The 20015-nt window shown below is 51.6% G+C and carries 18 protein-coding genes; 12 read left to right on the top strand and 6 right to left on the bottom strand.

The window, feature by feature from the left end; all coding sequences use genetic code 11:
- The first annotated feature begins 12 nt into the window (after positions 1-12).
- From EOE65_RS13270 to EOE65_RS13260, 3 genes are all read left to right on the top strand, one after another.
- A complete protein-coding gene (locus EOE65_RS13270; RefSeq protein ID WP_127694809.1) occupies positions 13-1194 on the top strand; it encodes an iron-containing alcohol dehydrogenase in 1182 nt (393 codons plus the stop codon).
- 5 nt (positions 1195-1199) lie between these two features.
- A complete protein-coding gene (locus EOE65_RS13265) occupies positions 1200-2705 on the top strand; it encodes a CoA-acylating methylmalonate-semialdehyde dehydrogenase (protein ID WP_127694808.1) in 1506 nt (501 codons plus the stop codon).
- Between the two features lie 84 nt (positions 2706-2789).
- Entirely contained in the window at positions 2790-3578 is a 789-nt protein-coding gene (locus EOE65_RS13260; protein ID WP_127694807.1) for an IclR family transcriptional regulator, read from the top strand.
- A 91-nt stretch (positions 3579-3669) separates the two neighbouring features.
- Here EOE65_RS13260 and EOE65_RS13255 read toward each other — a convergent pair whose 3' ends face one another.
- Positions 3670-4407, bottom strand: a complete 738-nt coding sequence (locus EOE65_RS13255; RefSeq protein WP_127694806.1) for a glutathione peroxidase — start codon at positions 4405-4407, stop codon at positions 3670-3672.
- 112 nt (positions 4408-4519) lie between these two features.
- The gene (locus tag EOE65_RS13250) at positions 4520-5353 is read right to left on the bottom strand and encodes an AraC family transcriptional regulator (RefSeq protein ID WP_127694805.1); all 834 of its coding nucleotides are present in this window, start codon (positions 5351-5353) and stop codon (positions 4520-4522) included.
- A gap of 104 nt (positions 5354-5457) precedes the next feature.
- Between EOE65_RS13250 and EOE65_RS13245 the strand changes: the two genes are divergently transcribed.
- Complete coding sequence (locus EOE65_RS13245) at positions 5458-5988, top strand: peroxiredoxin-like family protein (protein ID WP_127694804.1); 531 nt, start codon at positions 5458-5460, stop codon at positions 5986-5988.
- 6 nt (positions 5989-5994) lie between these two features.
- Here the strand turns inward: EOE65_RS13245 and EOE65_RS13240 are convergent, their stop codons facing one another.
- The 4 genes from EOE65_RS13240 to EOE65_RS13225 all read right to left on the bottom strand — a co-directional run bounded on the left by EOE65_RS13240 (position 5995) and on the right by EOE65_RS13225 (position 7943).
- Complete coding sequence (locus EOE65_RS13240) at positions 5995-6186, bottom strand: DUF1289 domain-containing protein (protein ID WP_127694803.1); 192 nt, start codon at positions 6184-6186, stop codon at positions 5995-5997.
- A gap of 12 nt (positions 6187-6198) precedes the next feature.
- Positions 6199-7056 (bottom strand): SPFH domain-containing protein, encoded by an 858-nt coding sequence (locus EOE65_RS13235; RefSeq protein ID WP_127694802.1) that lies wholly within the window; start codon positions 7054-7056, stop codon positions 6199-6201.
- Between the two features lie 21 nt (positions 7057-7077).
- Positions 7078-7539 (bottom strand): NfeD family protein, encoded by a 462-nt coding sequence (locus EOE65_RS13230; RefSeq protein ID WP_240656994.1) that lies wholly within the window; start codon positions 7537-7539, stop codon positions 7078-7080.
- Positions 7540-7697: 158 nt separating this feature from the next.
- A complete protein-coding gene (locus tag EOE65_RS13225) occupies positions 7698-7943 on the bottom strand; it encodes a DUF1127 domain-containing protein (RefSeq protein WP_127694801.1) in 246 nt (81 codons plus the stop codon).
- 376 nt (positions 7944-8319) lie between these two features.
- On the opposite strand from EOE65_RS13225, the gene EOE65_RS13220 reads away from it, so the two are divergent.
- The 8 genes from EOE65_RS13220 to EOE65_RS13185 all read left to right on the top strand — a co-directional run bounded on the left by EOE65_RS13220 (position 8320) and on the right by EOE65_RS13185 (position 19815).
- Positions 8320-9651 carry a DEAD/DEAH box helicase gene (locus tag EOE65_RS13220; RefSeq protein ID WP_127694800.1) on the top strand — a complete coding sequence of 444 codons (1332 nt, stop codon included), beginning with the start codon at positions 8320-8322 and terminating at the stop codon, positions 9649-9651.
- Between the two features lie 21 nt (positions 9652-9672).
- Positions 9673-10551, top strand: coding sequence for a DMT family transporter (locus tag EOE65_RS13215; RefSeq protein ID WP_127694799.1), 879 nt, complete (start codon positions 9673-9675; stop codon positions 10549-10551).
- A 248-nt stretch (positions 10552-10799) separates the two neighbouring features.
- On the top strand, positions 10800-12023 hold the full coding sequence (locus tag EOE65_RS13210; protein WP_127694798.1) for a polyhydroxyalkanoate depolymerase: 1224 nt from the start codon (positions 10800-10802) through the stop codon (positions 12021-12023).
- Positions 12024-12344: 321 nt separating this feature from the next.
- Positions 12345-16679, top strand: a complete 4335-nt coding sequence (locus EOE65_RS13205; RefSeq protein WP_127694797.1) for an SdrD B-like domain-containing protein — start codon at positions 12345-12347, stop codon at positions 16677-16679.
- A 150-nt stretch (positions 16680-16829) separates the two neighbouring features.
- Positions 16830-17666, top strand: a complete 837-nt coding sequence (locus EOE65_RS13200; protein WP_127694796.1) for an MOSC domain-containing protein — start codon at positions 16830-16832, stop codon at positions 17664-17666.
- Positions 17667-17765: 99 nt separating this feature from the next.
- Positions 17766-18752, top strand: coding sequence for a bifunctional helix-turn-helix transcriptional regulator/GNAT family N-acetyltransferase (locus EOE65_RS13195; protein WP_240656993.1), 987 nt, complete (start codon positions 17766-17768; stop codon positions 18750-18752).
- Positions 18749-19492, top strand: a complete 744-nt coding sequence (locus EOE65_RS13190; RefSeq protein WP_127694795.1) for an AzlC family ABC transporter permease — start codon at positions 18749-18751, stop codon at positions 19490-19492. Before EOE65_RS13195 ends, EOE65_RS13190 begins: the two co-directional genes overlap by 4 nt.
- Entirely contained in the window at positions 19489-19815 is a 327-nt protein-coding gene (locus EOE65_RS13185; RefSeq protein WP_127694794.1) for an AzlD domain-containing protein, read from the top strand. The genes EOE65_RS13190 and EOE65_RS13185 overlap by 4 nt, the downstream gene beginning before the upstream one ends.
- Positions 19816-20015 lie beyond the last annotated feature (200 nt).

Here is a 20015-nt window from a genome sequence, read left to right as displayed (position 1 = left end):
AAAGGAGTGTTTATGTCGAATCGAATCTTGCTACCACGAATCATGCAAGTTGGCGCGGGTGCCTCAAAAGAGACACCACAGGTGCTAGCAGCGCTGGGATGCAACTGCCCATTGATCATTACAGATCCGATGATGGTAACGCTTGGCTATGCCGAAAATCTTAGCCAGTTACTGAAAGACGCCAGCATTCCTCACGCGATCTTCTCTGATACGGTGCCCGAGCCAACCGAAGACTCAATCACCGCCGGTGTCGAAACGGTAAAAGCAGGTTACGACGCGACAACGCCCTTCGACAGTATTATCGCACTCGGTGGCGGCAGCCCGATTGACTCTGCTAAAGCGATCAGCATCCTTGGCAAGTTTGGTGGCCAGATGCGCGACTACAAGTTCCCCCGCGATGTGAGCGAAGAGGGCTTACCGGTCATCGCTATTCCGACCACCGCAGGCACAGGCTCAGAGGTGACCCGCTTTACCATCATCACTGACGATAAAGTGGACGAAAAAATGCTATGCGTGGGGCTTGGCTTTATGCCCGCCGCTGCGCTCGTTGACTACGAGTTAACGCTCTCTGTTCCGGCGCGCGTCACTGCCGATACCGGCATCGATGCCCTGACGCACGCGATGGAAGCTTATGTCAGCGCCAAAGCAAACCCCTACAGCGACCAGCAAGCCTTGGCAGCCATGCGCTTGATCGGGCCAAACCTTCGCAACGCCTATTTCGAGCCACACAACCACCCCGCGCGTGAGGCGATGATGCTGGGATCAACGCTGGCAGGCATCGCCTTTTCAGCCGCCTCCGTTGCGCTAGTGCACGGGATGAGCCGCCCCATCGGCGCGTTTTTCCATGTTCCTCATGGCATGTCTAACGCCATGCTACTGCCAACAATTACGGCGTTTTCAATCCCTGCGGCAGTCTCACGCTATGCTGATTGCGCACGCGCAATGGGTGTGGCTCAAGCGCAAGATAGTGATGATGTCGCCAATGAAAAGCTGCTGACTGAACTGCGCGCAATCAATAAAGAGCTAAGCGTACCGAGCTTGGCGGAGTTCGGTGTTGCAGAGGCCGAATTTTTTGAGATTCGAGAAAAGATGGCAGAGCAAGCACTCGCCTCCGGATCACCTAACAATAACCCCCGTGTACCGACGGTCGCCGAAATGGTCGATCTCTATGAACAGGTATGGAATCAGGAGTAATCCATATGACAACGCCTATCGGCAACTTTATCAACAACCAGCTCACCCCAAGTGATTCAGGCCGCACAGCGGCGGTCTTTAACCCCGCAACGGGACAGCAGTCGGGCAGTGTGTGTTTAGCTTCAGCAGATGAAACACGCGCTGCGATTGCCGCAGCACAAACCGCATTCCCGGCATGGTCCAAGACACCACCGGTGATCCGCGCCCGCGTCATGTTTCAGTTTAAAGCGATCGTTGAAGCACGTCGCGACGAGCTTGCGAAACTCATCTGCTTGGAACACGGTAAAGTGTTCTCCGACGCCCAGGGTGAGATCACCCGTGGACTTGAGGTCATCGAGTTTGCATGCGGTATTCCACACCTTTTAAAAGGTGAGCACAGCCTAAATGTTGGGCGCGAGGTTGATTCGCACTCCATGATGCAGCCACTCGGCGTATGCGCTGGTATCTCGCCGTTCAACTTCCCCGCTATGGTGCCGCTTTGGATGTTCCCTGTCGCGATCGCATGCGGCAATACCTTTGTGATGAAGCCTTCAGAGAAGGATCCAAGTTCAACGCTATTGCTGGCGCAATGGCTTGCTGAAGCAGGGCTGCCTGAGGGCGTATTCAACTTAGTCAATGGCGATAAAGAAGCGGTTGATGTGTTGCTTACCGATGAGCGCGTGCAAGCGGTTAGCTTTGTAGGCTCAACCCCTATTGCCGAGTATATCTACGCAACAGCCTCTGCACATGGTAAGCGTTGCCAAGCCCTTGGCGGTGCGAAAAACCATATGATCGTAATGCCAGACGCAGATCCAGACCAAGTCGTGAACTCACTGATGGGAGCGGCTTATGGGTCGGCGGGCGAGCGCTGTATGGCGATATCAGTAGCGGTTTGCGTGGGAGATGAGGTCGCTGACCACCTCGTTGAGCGGCTGCAAGGTGAGATAGCAGAACTGCGCGTAGGCCCGGGGTTCGGTACAGAGCCTGAGCCGCATATGGGGCCGGTTGTCACTCAGCAGCATCAGCAGAAGATCCTCTCCTATATTGATGCGGGTGTCGCTGAAGGCGCCAAACTACTGGTGGATGGCCGCGATTGCCAAGTGGCAGGACATGAGGAGGGGTTCTTCGTTGGCCCAACCTTGTTCGATCATGTAACTACCGCCATGTCGATCTATCAAGAGGAGATCTTTGGCCCTGTTCTGGTTGTGGTGCGCGTAGCGGACTTCGAGACCGCGCTGCAGATGATCAATGATCACGAATATGGCAACGGTACAGCCATCTTTACCCGCGATGGTGATGTGGCTCGCCAATTTGAGGAAAACGTCAAGGTGGGTATGGTCGGTGTCAATGTACCCATTCCAGTACCCATGGCCTTCCACTGCTTTGGTGGCTGGAAGCGCTCAGCCTTTGGGCCGCTCAATATGCACGGCCCTGATGGCGTACGTTTCTTTACACGCATGAAAACGATCACCAAGCGTTGGCCAACCGGCATTCGCTCGGGTGCTGAGTTCTCGATGCCAACAATGAAGTAGCGCTAAGTATGCAGGTGGCCTAAGTGTCACCTGCACAATCTGCGATATACTGGCACTTTTTATCGTGAGGATGTTAACGCGTTTATGAGTAACCAACGCCGCGAAAAAGGCTCTTCCATTGTGCGCGTACTTGAGATTATCGAGACGATCGCGCAATCAGAGCAGCCGCTCTCCTCTGCGGACCTTGCCTATCAACTCGATATCCCCCGTGCCACGGCACACAGGTTAGTGCAAACGCTCGAGTCTGAGGGGTTTATCCAGACCAACATGCGTGGCAACCTCATCCCCGCCGACCGTTTCCATAAGGTTGCCCTTGGGGTTTTATACACTGGCCGCTACAAGGCCCAACGCCGCGCAATACTGGAAAACTTAGCCCAGCAAACCGGCGAGACCTGCGGCATCTCGATTCCTGATGGCACCGAGATGATCTACTACGACAGAGTGACCTGCAATTGGCCCATTCAAATCCATCTGCCAGTGGGTACACGCTCGCCCGCTTGGTGCACGGCTAGCGGCAAGCTCTACTTGAGTACCCTTTCTAAAGCGAAAGTGGAAAAGTTGCTCCAGCTTCTGCCACTGGAACAGAAAGCGCGGAACACGTTGATCGCCCCTGACGCGTTGATGGATAACTTAGTGACTATCTACGAGGCCGAGCTCGGCACTGATAACGAGGAGTTTATCGATGGTATGGTGGCGTGCGCCGTACCGATCAGAAATGATCGCGGCCAATTGATCGCCAGCTTATTTTGCCACGCACCCGTGATTCGTAAGAGCTTGGACGATTTGATGGCGTATGCGCCCGTCATGCGTAAAGCGGCCGATGAACTGAGCCAAATCTTCAGTAGCTCCAATAAAAACCGGCTCGACCAATAACAAAAAGGGTGTTGCTGCACCGAGGCAAACAACACCCAATGGTGTGCGCTACAGCAGCGCACACGACCTAGGAAAATGATCTTCAGTAACCTTAGCGGCTAGCTAACCAAGCCTCTAGCTCATCTGCACCGCCAATGTGTTGGCCATCGATGTAGACTTGCGGCGTTGTGCCTTGGCCAGAGATCGCATTCAAAGTTGAGAAACTCACTCCATTTTTACCCAGCTCGATCTCTTCGTAGCTCAAACCGCGCGCTTTCAGCGCTGTTTTAGCACGTGTACAGTGGCCGCAACCGGGTTTCGTCAACATCGTTACGCGCTTAGGTAACTCACACTCTGGGTTTAAGTAGTTCAGCATCGTATCCGCATCAGACACCTCGAATGGGTCGCCCGGAACATCGGCTTCGATAAACATCTTCTCGATCACACCATCGCGCACCAGCATGGAGTAGCGCCAGCTACGCTTGCCAAAGCCAAGGTCGTGCTTATCAACCAACATACCCATACCCTCTGAGAACTCACCGTTGCCATCAGGGATGAACGTGATGTTTTCCGCATGCTGATCTTCAGCCCAGCTGTTCATGACGAATGTATCGTTCACAGACAAGCAAATGATGCTATCGATGCCCTCTTTTTTGAAAACAGGCGCTAACTCATTGTAGCGCGGCAAATGGGTACTCGAACAAGTTGGCGTGAAGGCACCTGGCAATGCAAAGACGATAACGCTTTTGCCTTTGAACAACTCGTCCGTGGTGACATTAACCCAATCATTACCCACACGCGTTGGGAAAGTGACCTGTGGGATTGTTTGACCTTCGCGATTCTCTAACATAAAAGCTCCTTTGGATTTCAGTGGGCCGCGCCATAACTCGCTACCGTTAGACACACTATAGACCGCCGATTTCACAAAATGTAATTAATTAAAATTAATCCGTTAATAGATATTAGCTATTTGAAGCGCGAATCTGACCGGGAGGCACCCCCATCACCTGACGAAACACGCGGCGAAACGCTGTCTCGCTCTGATAACCAAGCCGATCTGCGATTTGCGCCACGCTCAGCTCACGAGCCCGCAAGTACTGATAAGCCAGTTGCATACGCCACTGCTTCAAATACTCACCAGGGGGACACCCCACTACCGCTTTAAAGTGTTGGCTAAAAGCGGTGCGTGACATACCAGCCGCTTGCGCTAATGTACTTAAGCTCCAAGCCTGTTCAGGCGTATCATGCATGCTCACCAGTGCACGCGAGAGACGAGGATCGCTCAAACCACCAATAACCCCCGATGTCACCTCCATAGAGCCCACCACAACGCGCAACATATGGATCAGCAGCACATCCATAAGATGGGTAAGCACTTGCTGATAACCACAATGCGCCCCCTCTACCTCTTGGCATAGCAGCGTCAAAATCGGTGCCAGCTCGGGTTGTTCACTTGCAGCCGGTATATGCAATAGCATCGGCAATGATTCGAAAACCATATTCAGGTGCATAGGGCCGAAGCGATAGCTCAACGCTAGCCAACATGATCTTTCACTGGCCAGAACCTCTGCCGCATCCGCATTTGGCAGCCAAATCAGCTCACCCTTAACGACCTTATGCTGTTGATCGTCTATAGAGATATTTAACTCACCCTCAAGTACATATAACGCCTGCGAATGCACTTGGTTAAAGCGATCGGAACGATGCTGCAGAGTCTCAAGGGGCGTGCCCTTTAAAAAGCGAGCATCGCTGGGTTGGGGCTGAAACAGTGCTAGCAAAGAAGTCAGACGATCCATAAAAAACCTGTACGATTTGATACAAAAAACGAATTAAATGTATCACTAAATACAGAGATAAGCAGCTAGACTAAGAACACTTAACATCATAGAGGTACCACATCATGACACCACTTATTCCTCGACAAGCTGTGCCTGCACTGGATATCAACACCCTGAACGGGCCTTGGTCGCTGGCCGATCAAGCGCCAGGCCACTTCACAATGATTGTGTTCTACCGCGGCCTACACTGCCCTTTATGCAAACTGTATCTACGCGAGCTGAACCGTACGCTGGATGAGTTTTCACAACGCGGTGTTAACGTGATCGCCCTTAGCAGCGACACCAAAGAGCGCGCTGAAACAGCGCATAATGAATGGGGCATCGAGCACATTACGCTCGGCTATGAGCTATCCGATGAGCAAGCGATCGCGTGGGGGCTGTATCGCTCAGAAGGGCGCGGCAAAACATCGATAGGCATTGAGGAGCCTACGCTGTTCTCAGAACCGGGGCTGTTCCTCGTGCGACCAGACGGCACTCTGTACTGGAGTCAAGTCAGCACCATGCCGTTTGCGCGACCACACTTCAAAGAGATCCTCACCGCGCTCGATTTTGCCATCGATAAGGGCTATCCAGCACGCGGTGAAGTGGTTTAACAGCGGTCAGCTTTGCTGACGCTTTAGATAGGCCGCTCTACGTGCCTGTGACTGCGCAAGAATCTTCTTGCGCATCGCAGGTGTTGCCGACGTCCACGCGAGAATTTCATCGATGGACCGATAGCAGCCAAGACAAATATCCTCACGATCTAAACAGCAGTTGCGTACACAGGGCGTTGTGTATGCGTCTTCATCCATTGCATTACCTCTCTATTTCCCAGAGAAGCCTCCCATCATGCCGCGGATCGCAGCAGGTACATCAGCAGGCAGTACGATTGTCTTAGCATTGTCTGATGTCGCCACTTCCTGCAGCGCATCAACATACTTCTCACCTAAGATATACATCACGGGCATTTCATTATCTTTAATCGCCTCGGAAACACGCTCAATAGCCACTTGGCTTGCTTTAGCTAACACCACTTGTGCTTCTGCATCTCGGCGAGATGCCTCTAAACGCCCTTCGGCTTCAAGGATCGCGGCAGACTTCTCACCATCGGCACGCGTGACGGTCGCACGGCGCTCACGCTCTGCAGCCGCTTGCTCTTCCATCGCACGCTGCATCGTACCCGAGGGCGTAATATCTTGGATTTCAACGGTTTTTAGCGTAATACCCCAATCCGAAATATCATCCGAGATACCGCCTTTAAGCTTTGCTTTAATCTGCTCACGCGAAGAGAGCGCATCATCCAAACCCATCTCGCCGATGATCGAACGCAAGGATGTCTGCACCAAGTTTTGAATCGCAATAATATAGTTCTCTACACCATAAACAGCTTTCTCTGGTGCAACGATATTGATGTAAGCCACAGCGTTAGCGATGATTACCGCGTTGTCGCGGGTGATTACCTCTTGCGAGGGAATATCCAGAACAATATCTTTGGTGGTCACTTTATAAGCTACCTGATCCATGTAAGGTACGATCAGATTAAGACCCGGCCCCAGCGTACAATTATATTTGCCCAACCGCTGCACAACCCACTTGGAACCTTGGGGAACAATCTTGACCCCCATCGCCAACGTGATGATCACCAAAAAGAGGACAACACCTGCAATACTTAAGCCTTCCATAGAACAAACTCCGCAAATAAATTAACGCTTTTCAACCAGTAACGTATTACCCGACAGTTCAATGACGCTCACGCGATCACCCAGCTCCACGTCACTGCTACAAATAAACTCCCACTCATCATCGCCCAGCAGCGGCGTGGTAAAGCGCACGCGCCCGCGATGATGCTCACCAGGGCGACGGATAACCTGCCCCACCTGCCCAGCAATCGCTTCCTTTGCCATCCCTGCGCGTGTCTTATCGCGCATTTTAGGGCGCAGCAGTAAAAACCACAGCCCAGCCAGGGCAGACGTCAAACCAGCCCAAATCGCCACCTGCCAACTGAGTGAGAGATCAGGGTCGACTGCTAATACGCCGCCCACAATGATCGCCGCGATACCGAACCAAACGATCGTAAAGCTTGGGATAAAAATCTCTGCAGCAATCAGCAGCATCCCTAGCACCAACCAGTGCCAATACAACACCGTGCCTTCCATCGTATGCATGACTCCTTTCTAAAATGTGACAAGCACGCCTCTTATAGCTGCGCTCGCCGTTAGACGAACCGTCCAATCTAAGATCAGGTATCATGGTTCGTCACCTGATACCTGACGGTACTACATAACTCTTGCCGCGCGTACCCATTTTCCGGCAAGAGTTGAGGTCAGCCGGTGCTTTCTTGTAGCTCCCTGCTTGCTACCGGTGGCTCTGTTTTCGCACTTTCGTTGCTCGGTTTGACTGCAATATCCTGCTCTTGCGGCACCGGAGCAACATGCTTACCCAACCGGTACAAACCCACATCATTAAGTAAGCGATCATCCAGATGAGCGGTGGACTGATAGGTGTAGTGGTTTTCAATAGCCTGCTTGCAACGCAGATAAGCCGCGGTAAAAAGGCCTAGAAATGTCATAACGGACTCCTTAAATAAAAGAGCCGGGATAACTTCTACAGAGGGGATTAACCAAAAACGCCGCGAAGTTATCCGCGGCGTGAGTGAAATTAGGACCTAGCCGCAAGACACAAAAAGCCGCGTTTCCAATGCACCATCGAAGCGAAGCGATGGGAAATAGAATTGGCGTTTAAGCGTGTCATGGCTAGCAAAGTCCTTTTGAGAGTAAATAATCGCTTGCAAATGTTTTGCAAGAGCGATCCATTAGAGGTACTGCAGCATTCACTGTCAACTACTTTTTCTAGGAAATGCAATAACTTCTCGCCCCGTTTCCAGCATTTCGCTAAACTAGCGCCCTGTTTTTATCCCCTATCGACCATCAATTCATCGGTGTTTTATGTCCGCTTTCGGCTCTCTGGGACTGTGTCCTGAACTTCAATTCACGCTACAAGAGCTGGGCTACCGCCAGCCTACCCCTATTCAGGAAGCCGCCATTCCCATGGTGCTTGAGGGGCATGACTTGATTGCCGAAGCGCAAACAGGAACCGGGAAAACCGCAAGCTTTGCGCTGCCAATGATTGAGCAGCTGAGCCGCCAACCTCAAGGTCCTGAGTACTATCCGATCCGCGGCTTAGTGCTGGTACCTACTCGTGAGCTCGCAATTCAAGTTGCTGACGCGACACTAGCCTATGGGCTCGCGCTCGGAATGCGTGTTATCTCCATTTATGGCGGCGTACGCTTTGATAACCAGATTCGCAAAATGAAGCGCGGCGCAGATATTTTAGTGGCAACGCCAGGCCGTTTGCTCGAGATGCTACGCCAGAAGAAATTCGCGCTCGATCACCTGGAGTTTTTAGTGCTCGACGAAGCTGATCGCATGTTAGATTTGGGTTTCATCCATGACCTCAGGGCGATTTTGTCCTTCACCCCCGCACAGAAGCAAACGCTCCTCTTTTCGGCGACCTTCACGCCTGCGGTCGAAAAGCTCACCGATGGGCTCTTGAATGCTCCCGAGCGGGTCAGTGTTGCGCCGCGTAATGCCACCAGCAAAAAGGTCACCCAGCACGCATTTGCTATCGACAATCGCGACAAAACCGACATTCTGAGCTACCTGATTACGGGCTGTGGCTGGCAGCAAACCTTAGTTTTTGCTCGCACTAAACGCCGTGCCGAACAGGTGTCACAAGCCCTGCAAAAAGAGGGAATCAATGCCGTTTCCATCCACGGAGATAAAAATCAACGTGAGCGCAGTGCAGCGCTCGCAGCATTTACAGCCGGTGAAGCCACCGCTTTGATTGCGACGGATGTAGCGGCGCGAGGGCTTGATATTGAAGGACTACCTCGGGTTATCAATTACGATATTCCGCAACAAGCCGAAGCCTATGTCCACCGTATTGGGCGCACTGGACGTGCAGGACAAACGGGTATCGCGTTCTCGTTTTGCTCACCTGATGAAAAAGCACTGTGGGCGGATATCGGCCAACTGATTGGCAAACAGATACCGCTACAACCCGTTCCGCTGGTCGAAAACGGTAAGCTGGTGATGCAATCAGCTCCCCCCGCCCCGCGCCGAGGCCAAAAAAATCGTCGCCCGAAACCTCATAAAGCGGCTAACAAACCAGCAGCAAAGGGAAAAGCCCAGAATACCAACAAGCCAACCCGTCAAAAGCCAGCTGCGGATACTAAGCCTGCGAAGAAGCCGGGTGCTCGCCGCTCCCTCTTTAAATAGACCTGAAACGCGAGAGACACCATGGGTTTGTGGATCCCTTTTACGCTCTTTGCAGCGTTTATGCAGTCTTGGCGTAACGCCTTTCAAAGCCAATTAAGTAAAGAGGTGAGCACCGCGGGCGTGACGCTCGCCCGTTTTATCTACGCAAGCCCACTGGCTGTACTGTATCTGGTTGTGCTGTATCAGGTATCGCCGGCCCCGCTACCCACCGTCACCACCAAGCTTAGCGTGATGATCATACTCGCTAGCGTGTCACAAATCGTGGCCACCGCACTCATGGTGAAACTGTTCCAGTTACGTAATTATGCTATCGGTGTTGGGCTGGCAAAAAGCGAAGCTATTATCGCTGCCACGCTCGGGGCGCTATTCTTTGCCGCTCCTTTAAATATGCTGGCATGGGTTGGCGTTATTGTTGGGGGTATTGCGGTGTGGCTGATGAGCGCCGCAGGTTCTTTTAAAACGCTCTCATGGCGTACCGTGCTGCTCGGTGTTGGCAGCGGCCTTGCGTTTGCACTGACCACATTATGGGTCCGTGAGGCCAGCCTGATACTTGCTTTGCCTTTTCCACACGGGGCTGCATGGGTGCTAGTCGCGGTGATTTCGCTGCAAACATTAATGCTGCTAGCTTGGATCGGCTGGCGTGAGCCTGAAACGTTACACGCGCTTTATCAACGCCCCAAGAAGACATTTTTGATCAGTTTATGCAGTTGTTTGGGCTCTCTGGGTTGGTTTACCGCCATGAGCTTAGAAACGGTTGCATTGGTCAAAACGCTGGGGCAGGTTGAAGTGCTGTTTACCCTCCTAATATCAGCACGTTTTTTTAAGGACGCACTCGCCCCTCGCGATCTCTTAGGGTTAGGGCTGATTGTGGCTGGCGCCGTTTGCGTTATCATCGCCTAGCAAAATATTGTGCATCGCAGCAAAATAAATCACTTATAGGTCAACTAGTTAATTAACAAAATATCTAAGTAAATAAAAGACTTAGACTAACGGCCATTGGCCGGGCCCTAAATGCTGTGCTATTTCTATTTGCAAGGCCACCTCGTGTGCCTATAAAATAATCAAAAATTGTGCACCGCAAAAAAATGGCCTGCGCTGTTGTTCCTATGCTTTGGCCTGACTAAACCAACACTGGTGAGGATTCTTCTATGCTGTATCAAGTGCACCATGCCATGAATCAATCCGTTCAGCCGATCCATCTTTGGGCGCAGGCATGGAAAAAACAACTCAAGCTTCCTTGGATGCTTCCGTTTACGTTTAGCTCGGCAACGCGCACAACGCTGGCCACGCTTGAGCTGATCGAACGACTGACCGACAACTATGAAAAGCCTGCATTTGGCTTAAATGAAACGACCATCAACGGTGAAACCGTGCGTGTCCGTGAAGAGGTGGTTCATTCACTACCCTTCTGTGATCTGTTGCACTTCCGCCGCGCAGGCAAGCACAAGCAGCCCAAAGTGCTCATCGCAGCCCCGATGTCAGGGCACTACGCAACGTTGCTACGTGGCACAGTTGAGCAGTTTTTACCAGATCACGAGGTATACATTACTGACTGGCAAAACGCTCGTGACGTACCGCTACGCGAAGGCGGCTTCAGCTTTGATGACTATGTTCGTTATCTTATTGAGTTCTTAGATCATCTAGGCCCTGACACACACTTAATCGCCGTATGCCAGCCAAGTGTGCCAGCAATTGTCGCTACCACAGTGATGGCTGAGCGAGACAATCCAAACCAACCACGTTCGCTGATCTTAATGGGCGGGCCAATCGATACTCGCGTTAACCCAACCGAGGTCAACGATTACGCTTCAGGCAAAGACTTAGAGTGGTTTGAAAATAACGTCATCTGCACCGTTCCGGGCGACTTCCCAGGGGCAGGCCAAAAGGTCTATCCAGGCTTTATTCAACTATCTGGCTTTATGAGCATGAATATCGACAGCCATGTTCGTAAGCACTTTAAGTTCTTCGGTGACTTAATCAAAGGCGATGGTGATAGCGCCGAAGCACACCGTAGCTTCTATAACGAATATCTTGCGGTAATGGACCTGCCCGCTGAATTTTATCTAGATACGATTCGGCGCGTATTTCTGGAACACCGTCTTCCTAAGGGCGAAATGACGTTCGAAGATAAACTCATCGATACGAGTAAAGTCACTTTTCCTTCACTACTCACCATTGAAGGTGAAGATGATGACATCACAGGTAAAGGACAAACCAAAGCGGCACATGATGTATTGAGCGGTCTACCAGAAAAGCAACGCCAACATTATGTTCAACCCGAAGTTGGCCACTACGGCATTTTCAACGGACGTCGCTTCCGCGAAGAAGTGGCACCAACCATCAAGACATTTATCCAAAACTGCGGCAAATAAGCCGACATCCTCCGCGCTCATGCGCGGAGGCTCTTTTTATCAGAATATCTCTCTTGCCCCACCTCGAAACAAAAAAGACTCCTTTAAAAGACGGTTTTAGATAAGCAAATAAATTATCCACATAATTTAAAATTAACAAAACATTAACAGAAAAAAATATTTTTAAAAAAGCAGAAACTTTCGAACAAATATCAATATAAACAACAAACAAGCATTTTATTTAAAATCCTCTTCTATACTGAATCTCACACTTTTCACCTCAAGTTTAAATTCGCTTTGCCGAATTAATAAACACTAATAAACCCAATAAAAAGTGACCATATGAGCTCAGTAAAATTAAAACCTCTGTATTTTGCTCTGTCTGCGGCACTCTATGTCCCTCACGGGATGGCTGTAACGAACACCAACGTTGTTAAAAGCCTTAACGCTGCTTCCAATCCAATCGACTCGGGTGAGATCTTTGCTTATAACATGGCATGGAGTTGCCCCGGTTCTGTTAGCCCTGCTGACGACTGCTTGAATATGCGTATCGCTGATACGCTGCCTCAGCATGTTCAAGCAACGGCATTGCCATCATCTGATGGCAAGCTTGCCAAGGTGTGTGTACAGGCACCTCTGGCGCCATTACCCGACTTTTCCAGCTGCTCCCAACCCGGTGTCAGTACCTCTTCACCTGTGGCAGCCGGATCTACGCTTCACTTCGTGTTTAACAGCCGTATCACGGCAGGTGATTCGGGCTCTCTCACACTAGAGACCCGCTTTGAACCAGGTAGCACTCCAGATGGGCATTCGGTCACCAACGATGCAACGATCACCGCCGAATGTGATAGCGCAGCAGATCCCGGCTGTAGTGATCCAGCGCCTCGTACCAGCACCAGCGCCTCGATCACAGCATCAGCAACGGATGAGACATCTATCGTCAAATCCGTGCTTTCTGAAGGTGCCATCACGTACGACACCAGCTACCGTATTCGCGTTTGTCCAAGCAGCGATAACATCGGTTTTATTACGCCTGAAAACCTAGTGATCGAAGATACACTACCGGACGGCGCAAACTTTGTTTCAGCGTCTGTTGCGCCAGATAGCGGCACAGGCACCGCGGTTGACCCACTCACGTGGAACATCGCCAGTTTATCCAGCTGCCAAAATATTGATGTTGTCGTTAATTACCCATCGGGCGGCACCAACACAAACGGCGCGACTAAAACCAATACCGCCACCCTCGACTACGAGATCAACAGCACGCCCGCGACAACACTGTCAGATGATGCTGTTATCACCCTAGACAACCCAAATCCGTCTATTTCAGCATCGAAAAGCGCCTCCGATCAGTTCGTTAACCCTAACCAGACGATGAGCTACACCATCACTGGGCGCAACAACGGTAACATTCCCTTGGGGATGACGATTGCAGACACCATTCCAAACCACTGCGATGTCACCACACTCGACGTGCGCAATGCTGATACCTATATCCTCAACATTGATACTAACGGGGATGGCGTTAGCGACCGCACCGATACCGAAGCCGACGCAGGTAGCACGCACACCTACTCAAGCGGCAATATTACCTTTTCCGTTGGTGAAACGCTGATTGGTTTTAGCGCAGCATTCGGTAGCGCGGGTTCGCCTTCCGTGCCATTTACAGGCAGCAATAGCCGTTCAGTCACCATCGCTTGTGATGTGATCAACCCGGGTATCGATGGAAGCACCATCACCATGCCTGCAAGTATCACAAATACCGCAACCATCGATGGTGCGAACGGCGGTGATGTCGCTCCGCAGCAAACACCATCCCGCACCATTACACTGCGCGACCCTGCTGCAAACCAAACCATTGCACCTGATGCGATCAAAACGCAAAACCCATCTGGCGTCATAACGCCTGGGGATAACGCAACATTTGAAATCGCGATGACTAACAGTGGTAACTACTCGTCTGCTCCGGAGCAGGCGGACTTAACCGACCCAGTCTTTGCAGACCTGCTACCAACCGATATGAGCTATGTCAGTTCAACAATCGTAGGTTCAGCCCCTGCAAGCTGTGCAACACCACCTGATATTAATGTCATCAACGACTACAACAGCACTGGCCGAACTCTAGTCGTTTGGGATTGGACGGGTAAGAGCTGTACTCTCAGCCGCGGTGAGACCGTCACTTATAATCTGGTATCCACCGTTGGCCCAACTACGCCAGCGGGCAGTGTGACCAACAATGTGGCCTTCCTTGGTTCTAGTAACACCGAAACACGCGGTACCGAGCAGTGTTCAGTATCGGGCGGTTTTGTTGCAGACACACTAACAGGCACACTTGATGGAGCCACAGGTACAGCTGATGCAAGCCAGCTCTGTCATGCCGGCAGCCGCTCATTTACTGTGCAACGTGTTACCAATGTTATCTCCCGAAAAGCGGTACGCGGCTCTTTGGATAACACCTGGTTATACAATGCGGATGAGCCAAACAATGTTGGCCGTACTCACCATGAAGGTGGCGTTTTCTGGCGTTTAGAAGTGGAAAACACGGCAAATATTCCGCTGGATAACATCGAGCTAATCGACATCATGCCGTTTGGTGCAGATATCAGCCCAGATGGCACCTCAAATACAGGTGTCGGTACAGGTGCGGCTTTAGGTAGTACCTGGGACCCTAACTTCGTGAAGGATATCGACCTCTCTTCAGCGCCCGTGGGCACTAAGGTCTACTACACACAAGCAACTAATCCTTGCCGAGCGAATATTGTTAATGCGCCTGGCTGTAACCCAATGACAACACTGCCGGACGGCACACCGCTCTCCAGCGAAGCTGTCATTCCAGCGTCGGGAGCACCGGGTGAATGGTCGGATGTTTTGCCCAACATCCCTAGCCGAGTTCATGCGTTCCGTATCGTTTACCCAACGAGCTACCAACTGCCACCGGGTGAAACACTGGTATTTGAGTACTCCCAGTTTGGGATTGCTGATGCGCCAATCACCGACTGCCCAGCCGCAGCCAACTCCTCGTGCTCAAACATCGCTTGGAATACGTTTGGCTACAGCTATGAAGAGGCCGATATCAACCTAGCTAACGCCTCTGCGCCAACACGTGTGGGTATTGTGGTACAGCCGATTCCAGCAGGCACCGCTGCGCTGGGCGATTTCGTTTGGCACGACACGAACGAAGATGGCGTACAAGACAATGACGAGCGCAGCAACGGCATCAATGATGTACTAGTACAACTCTTCCGTGACCCGAACGGTATTCCTAATGATGGTGACGAGGTACTCGTTGTTGATACCAACACCATTAACCACCCCGTTACAGGTCTACCAGGCTACTACCACTTCTCGGGTCTGACGCCGACAAGTGGCGGCGAGCGCTATATCGTACGCTTTGGTATTCCAAACGGTATGACTGGCTCTCCGCAAGACAGTACGAGCGATGGCAACGACTCAGACGGTGCTCAAAATGGCACCATGTTTGAAGTAACAGGCATTACGCTAGCAAGCGGTGAAGACCGTCTGGACATCGACCAAGGCTATTTCGCAAACCCAGCGATCTTTAGTATTGGTAACCGTGTTTGGTTGGATAGCAACGCAGATAGCATCGACAACGATGGCGCTGGTAACGCAGCTGAGAGCAGCACAGGGCTGGCCGGTATTACGGTTGAACTTTGGGCCGCTGATGGCTCTGGCACGGCCCTCGCGACTGCAACAACCAACAGCACGGGCCACTACTTGTTCCCTAACCTGAGTGCGGGTGACTATCGCGTTGTTATTCCAGCGGCTGCGAAACCTGCTGGCCTATTTGCAAGCGGTGTCTCGATCACCAATGCCGGTTTGCAAGAGTCTTCACCAGTTTCGGGCAACAGCGATATCGATGTGCATGATCACGGTGAAGAGATCAGCGCACCGGTTGGTAATATCCCTGCCAATAGCATTGTGAGTTCCACTGTGACACTCGGCCCACTAGCGGGTGAGCCTATTAACGAAGCTGGCACAGATGGCCCTGAACAAACACCTGGCTACTATGACTTTGCACCAGATAACCGCAGCAACCTATCCGTTGACTTCGGCTTCTACGCACTAAGTGTGGGTAACCAAGTATGGTTCGATACCGACAACAATGGTGTACGTGATCCAGCCGAGCTGCCCGTTGTGGGGGTAACAGTGGAAGTGCTTAACCCTGATGGTTCCGTTGCAGGTTCAAGCGTCACGGATGCCAATGGTTTCTGGCGTGTTGATGGCCTACCCGCTGGCAGTGGCTACCGTGCACGTGTCACCGCCGCAGCCTTCGGTGTTGGTGCCCCACTTGAGGGTTATGTCAGCAGTACGTGGCATGCGCTTAGTGTCGATCTTGATAAAGATACCTACGATCATGGCCTAGATAGCGATACCCCTGAGGTAGACGGCATTCGCACGCTGCCCTTTACCCTATCGCCTAGTAACCTACCTACGACAGAAGTCACAGGTAGCGGCCAAGGCGCCAACGGTAGCAACGGTGATAACGCTGATAACCTAACCGTGGACTTTGGCTTTACCCTGCCGGGAACACCACAAACGCCAGACTCGCCTATTAAGAAGCCACCAACGCAAATTCCAGTCATGCCACTCTGGGCATACGGAATTCTAGCGGGCTTACTGGGTTTATTTGGCCGCCGCAAGCTGGCGAATCGCTGATTAGCGTTGCTAATTAAATAAGCAAAACAAAGGGGCTATACAGCCCCTTTTTTATTATCCTCGTTTCAACTTGAGGGCTTAGCTAGAGTCCTACATCGGCAAGGCGTATGATGGCAACTCCCTATCTCGACCTTACGCAAGGAGCGTGCCGTGGCTTCCATCAATCTGTCTAGCATCCATCAGTATCCGATTAAATCATGCGCCCCCGTTTCGATGACGCGTGCTGTTATTGATGAGCTGGGGGTCACAGGTGATCGCCGCTATCTCGTTGTTGATGCCACAGGAAGATTTATCACCGCACGCAAACACCCAAAACTGATCCAGCTACAGGCAACACTGTTTGATGGCGGCATTGCGCTCGCAGCTGAAGGTGCAGCAACACTGTTCCTGAACCAACGTGACTTTCCCGACCATTACCGTCCTGTGACCGTTTGGAAGCAAACAATTGAGGCGCAAAGCTGTGGTGCGATAGCAGACAACTGGATTAGCACGTTTCTTGGCATTGAGTGCCAGCTTGTCTTTTTTGGACCCCGCAGCTTACGCCCCATCCGCAAACAACCTGAGCGCCAAGTCAGCTTCGCTGACGGCTACCCACTCTTGCTGACATCCACAGCATCACTAGAGTGGCTGCAAGAGCGCTGCGCTGAGCCCTTTGTGATGGAACAATTTCGTCCCAATATTGTTGTCACCGGTAACGAGCCATTTAGCGAAGATAGTTGGCAGATGATCCGTATAGGGGAGGTCACCTTTCAGGTTTTCTCACCCTGTGAGCGCTGCAAACTGACAACTCTGCCGCCGCGCAGTACAACCTTCAACCCAAAGCAAGAACCGCTGCGCACCATGCTCACTTATCGTCGAGCTCACGAAGGCGGCGCTTTGTTTGGGCAAAATGTTATCGCCCAAAACAGCGGAGTTATTGAGGTCGGTATGCCGGTAGAGGTTCTCGAAGCAGCACCGGTCGATATTGTGCGTGCAGTAGACAACTAAGCCAGCCTTCAATAGATAACGCTTAAATCACAGATCACGGCTTCTCAATTGTCGTGATTCACTCTATTATGTAACCAGTTACGTAATAAGATACATTGTATGAAAAACCATGACATAATGCGCCAGTTCGGCAGCCTATCGCTGGGCAGCCGCCTCAAGCGCCTATCTGATCAGCTGTTCCAAGACGTGATCGAGATCTATCAGCGCAGCGACATACCGCTAAGCCCAACCTATTTCCCGCTATTTAACTTGCTGGCACAGCACGGTAGCGCGAGCGTCACGGAAGCGGCAGAGCAGCTTAACGTTAGCCACCCCGCTATCAGCAAGATGGCGCGCAAGATGCTGGCCGAAGGCTGGCTCTGCAAAACACCCGACCCCAAGGACGAGCGCCGCCAACTCCTTGCGCTGTCTTCCCAAAGCGAACAGCTATTAGTATCCATACAGCCTGTTTGGCACGAGATACGTCACTACCTAGATAGCCTGATGGCACAGCACCAACACTCGTTACTCAACGCACTCGATGAGTTCGAAAATGATCTTCGTAAGCACGGCTTTGTTGAACCGGTGTTGCAACAACTCGGTCAGCAGCGCGCCGTCGCGCAAATTGAGATACTGAATTGGAGCCCAGAGTACCGAGAGCACTTTCGTAGCCTCAATCTCGCTTGGTTGGATAAGTACTTTGATGGCGAACTCACTGAACACGACCGTAGCGCACTCGATGAACCTGAAAGTTACTATCTATCGCGGGGCGGCTACATCTGGTTTGCACGTGTAAAAAACGACATTGTTGGCTGTGTCGCTTTAGCTTGCCATGGCAATGGCTGCTTCGAGATCTCGAAGATGGGGGTAACCGATCAGCTACAAGGCTTTGGCATTGGGCGCCAATTGTTGCTAACGGCGCTAGATAAAGCGCGCGCTTTAAACGCTACTCATCTCTACTTAGAAAGCTCAACTAAGCTCGAGCGTGCTATCGCTCTCTATCGTCATATGGGTTTTCGCGAAGTGCCTCACCCAAACGGGCGCTCGATCTACCCTCGTTCCGATATCTATATGACTCTTCAGCTTCATCAGGAGGCCCATTCATGACAACTGCTACCTCTGTCGGAGCATTACGCAGTACCGAATTCATCGCCGGTGCAAAGGCCACGTTTCCGCTGATCGTTGGCGCGATTCCGTTCGGCATTATCTTCGGTACATTAGCCGAGCCAAGCGGGCTATCTGCACTGGGGGCACTCGCGATGTCACTGTTTGTTTTCGCAGGTTCTGGGCAATTTATCGCGCTGGGGTTATTGGCTGCTGGCGCGTCGATCCCCATCATCATTGCAACAACGTTTATCGTCAACCTGCGCCACTTGCTCTATGCCGCTAACTTAGTACCCAAGGTACGCCACCTGCCGCAAAGGTGGCGCGTACTCATGGCTTTTGGGCTTACGGATGAGACCTTTGCAGCTGTCAGTAGCCGTTACCTACGTCGTGACGATATCGAGACAGCCCATTGGTTTTATCTAGGGTCTTTTTTGGCCATGTACGGTAACTGGGTGCTCTGCACTGCCGTTGGCGTGGCACTGGGAGAACTCTTTCCCGATATGACCCAATGGGGGCTAGATTTTGCAATGTCCGTCACATTTATTGGTATGGTCGTCCCTTATTTGACTTCACGTCCGATGTGGGCGGCTGTCATCGTGGGCGGCATGATGGCGATCGCGACCGCGGCACTGCCACACAAGCTTGGTTTAATTGTCGCGTCATTGTGCGGAATTGCCGTTGGCCTATCTCTTTTCATGCTTGAAAAACGCAAGCAGCAAGGCTTGGAGAATCGTGTATGAGCAGCGCAGAACTCACTCTGATCTTCGGAATGTTCGTCGTTACGTTTGGGGTACGCTATGTGCTTTTCGGTATGGCTGGGCGCATCCACTTCCCGGCATGGTTAAGTAGCGCATTGGGGTTTGTGCCTCCAGTGGTGCTAACCGCAATCATTGTACCCGCTGTACTGATGCCCAAGGGCACACTTTGGATAAGCCCCTATAACCCTTGGTTACTCGCTGCCCTATTCGCTTTTCTGGTGGCACTCGTACGCAAAGACTTACTCACCACCATTGTGGCCGGCATGCTCGCGTTTATGTTGCTACGCTTTGGTATCGGACTATAATTTTCAACATGAAAAAACACCGCAATTGCTGCACATGCGCAGCAAATAAAACCACAAATAAAGGAAAAAACAAAACATAACATCGATTAAAAATAAAAATAACCTAAAAAATCTCACCAATCTGGTGCTAGTCTGAATAACATATTGGAACAAGGCGCACAGTGTGCGGTTCAAAAAGAAGAAACCACCATAGGAGAGAT

Source organism: Neptunomonas marina (assembly GCF_004005935.1).
Classification (GTDB): Bacteria; Pseudomonadota; Gammaproteobacteria; order Pseudomonadales; family Balneatricaceae; genus Neptunomonas; species Neptunomonas marina.
This window is presented reverse-complemented; position numbering and strand designations above follow the sequence as displayed.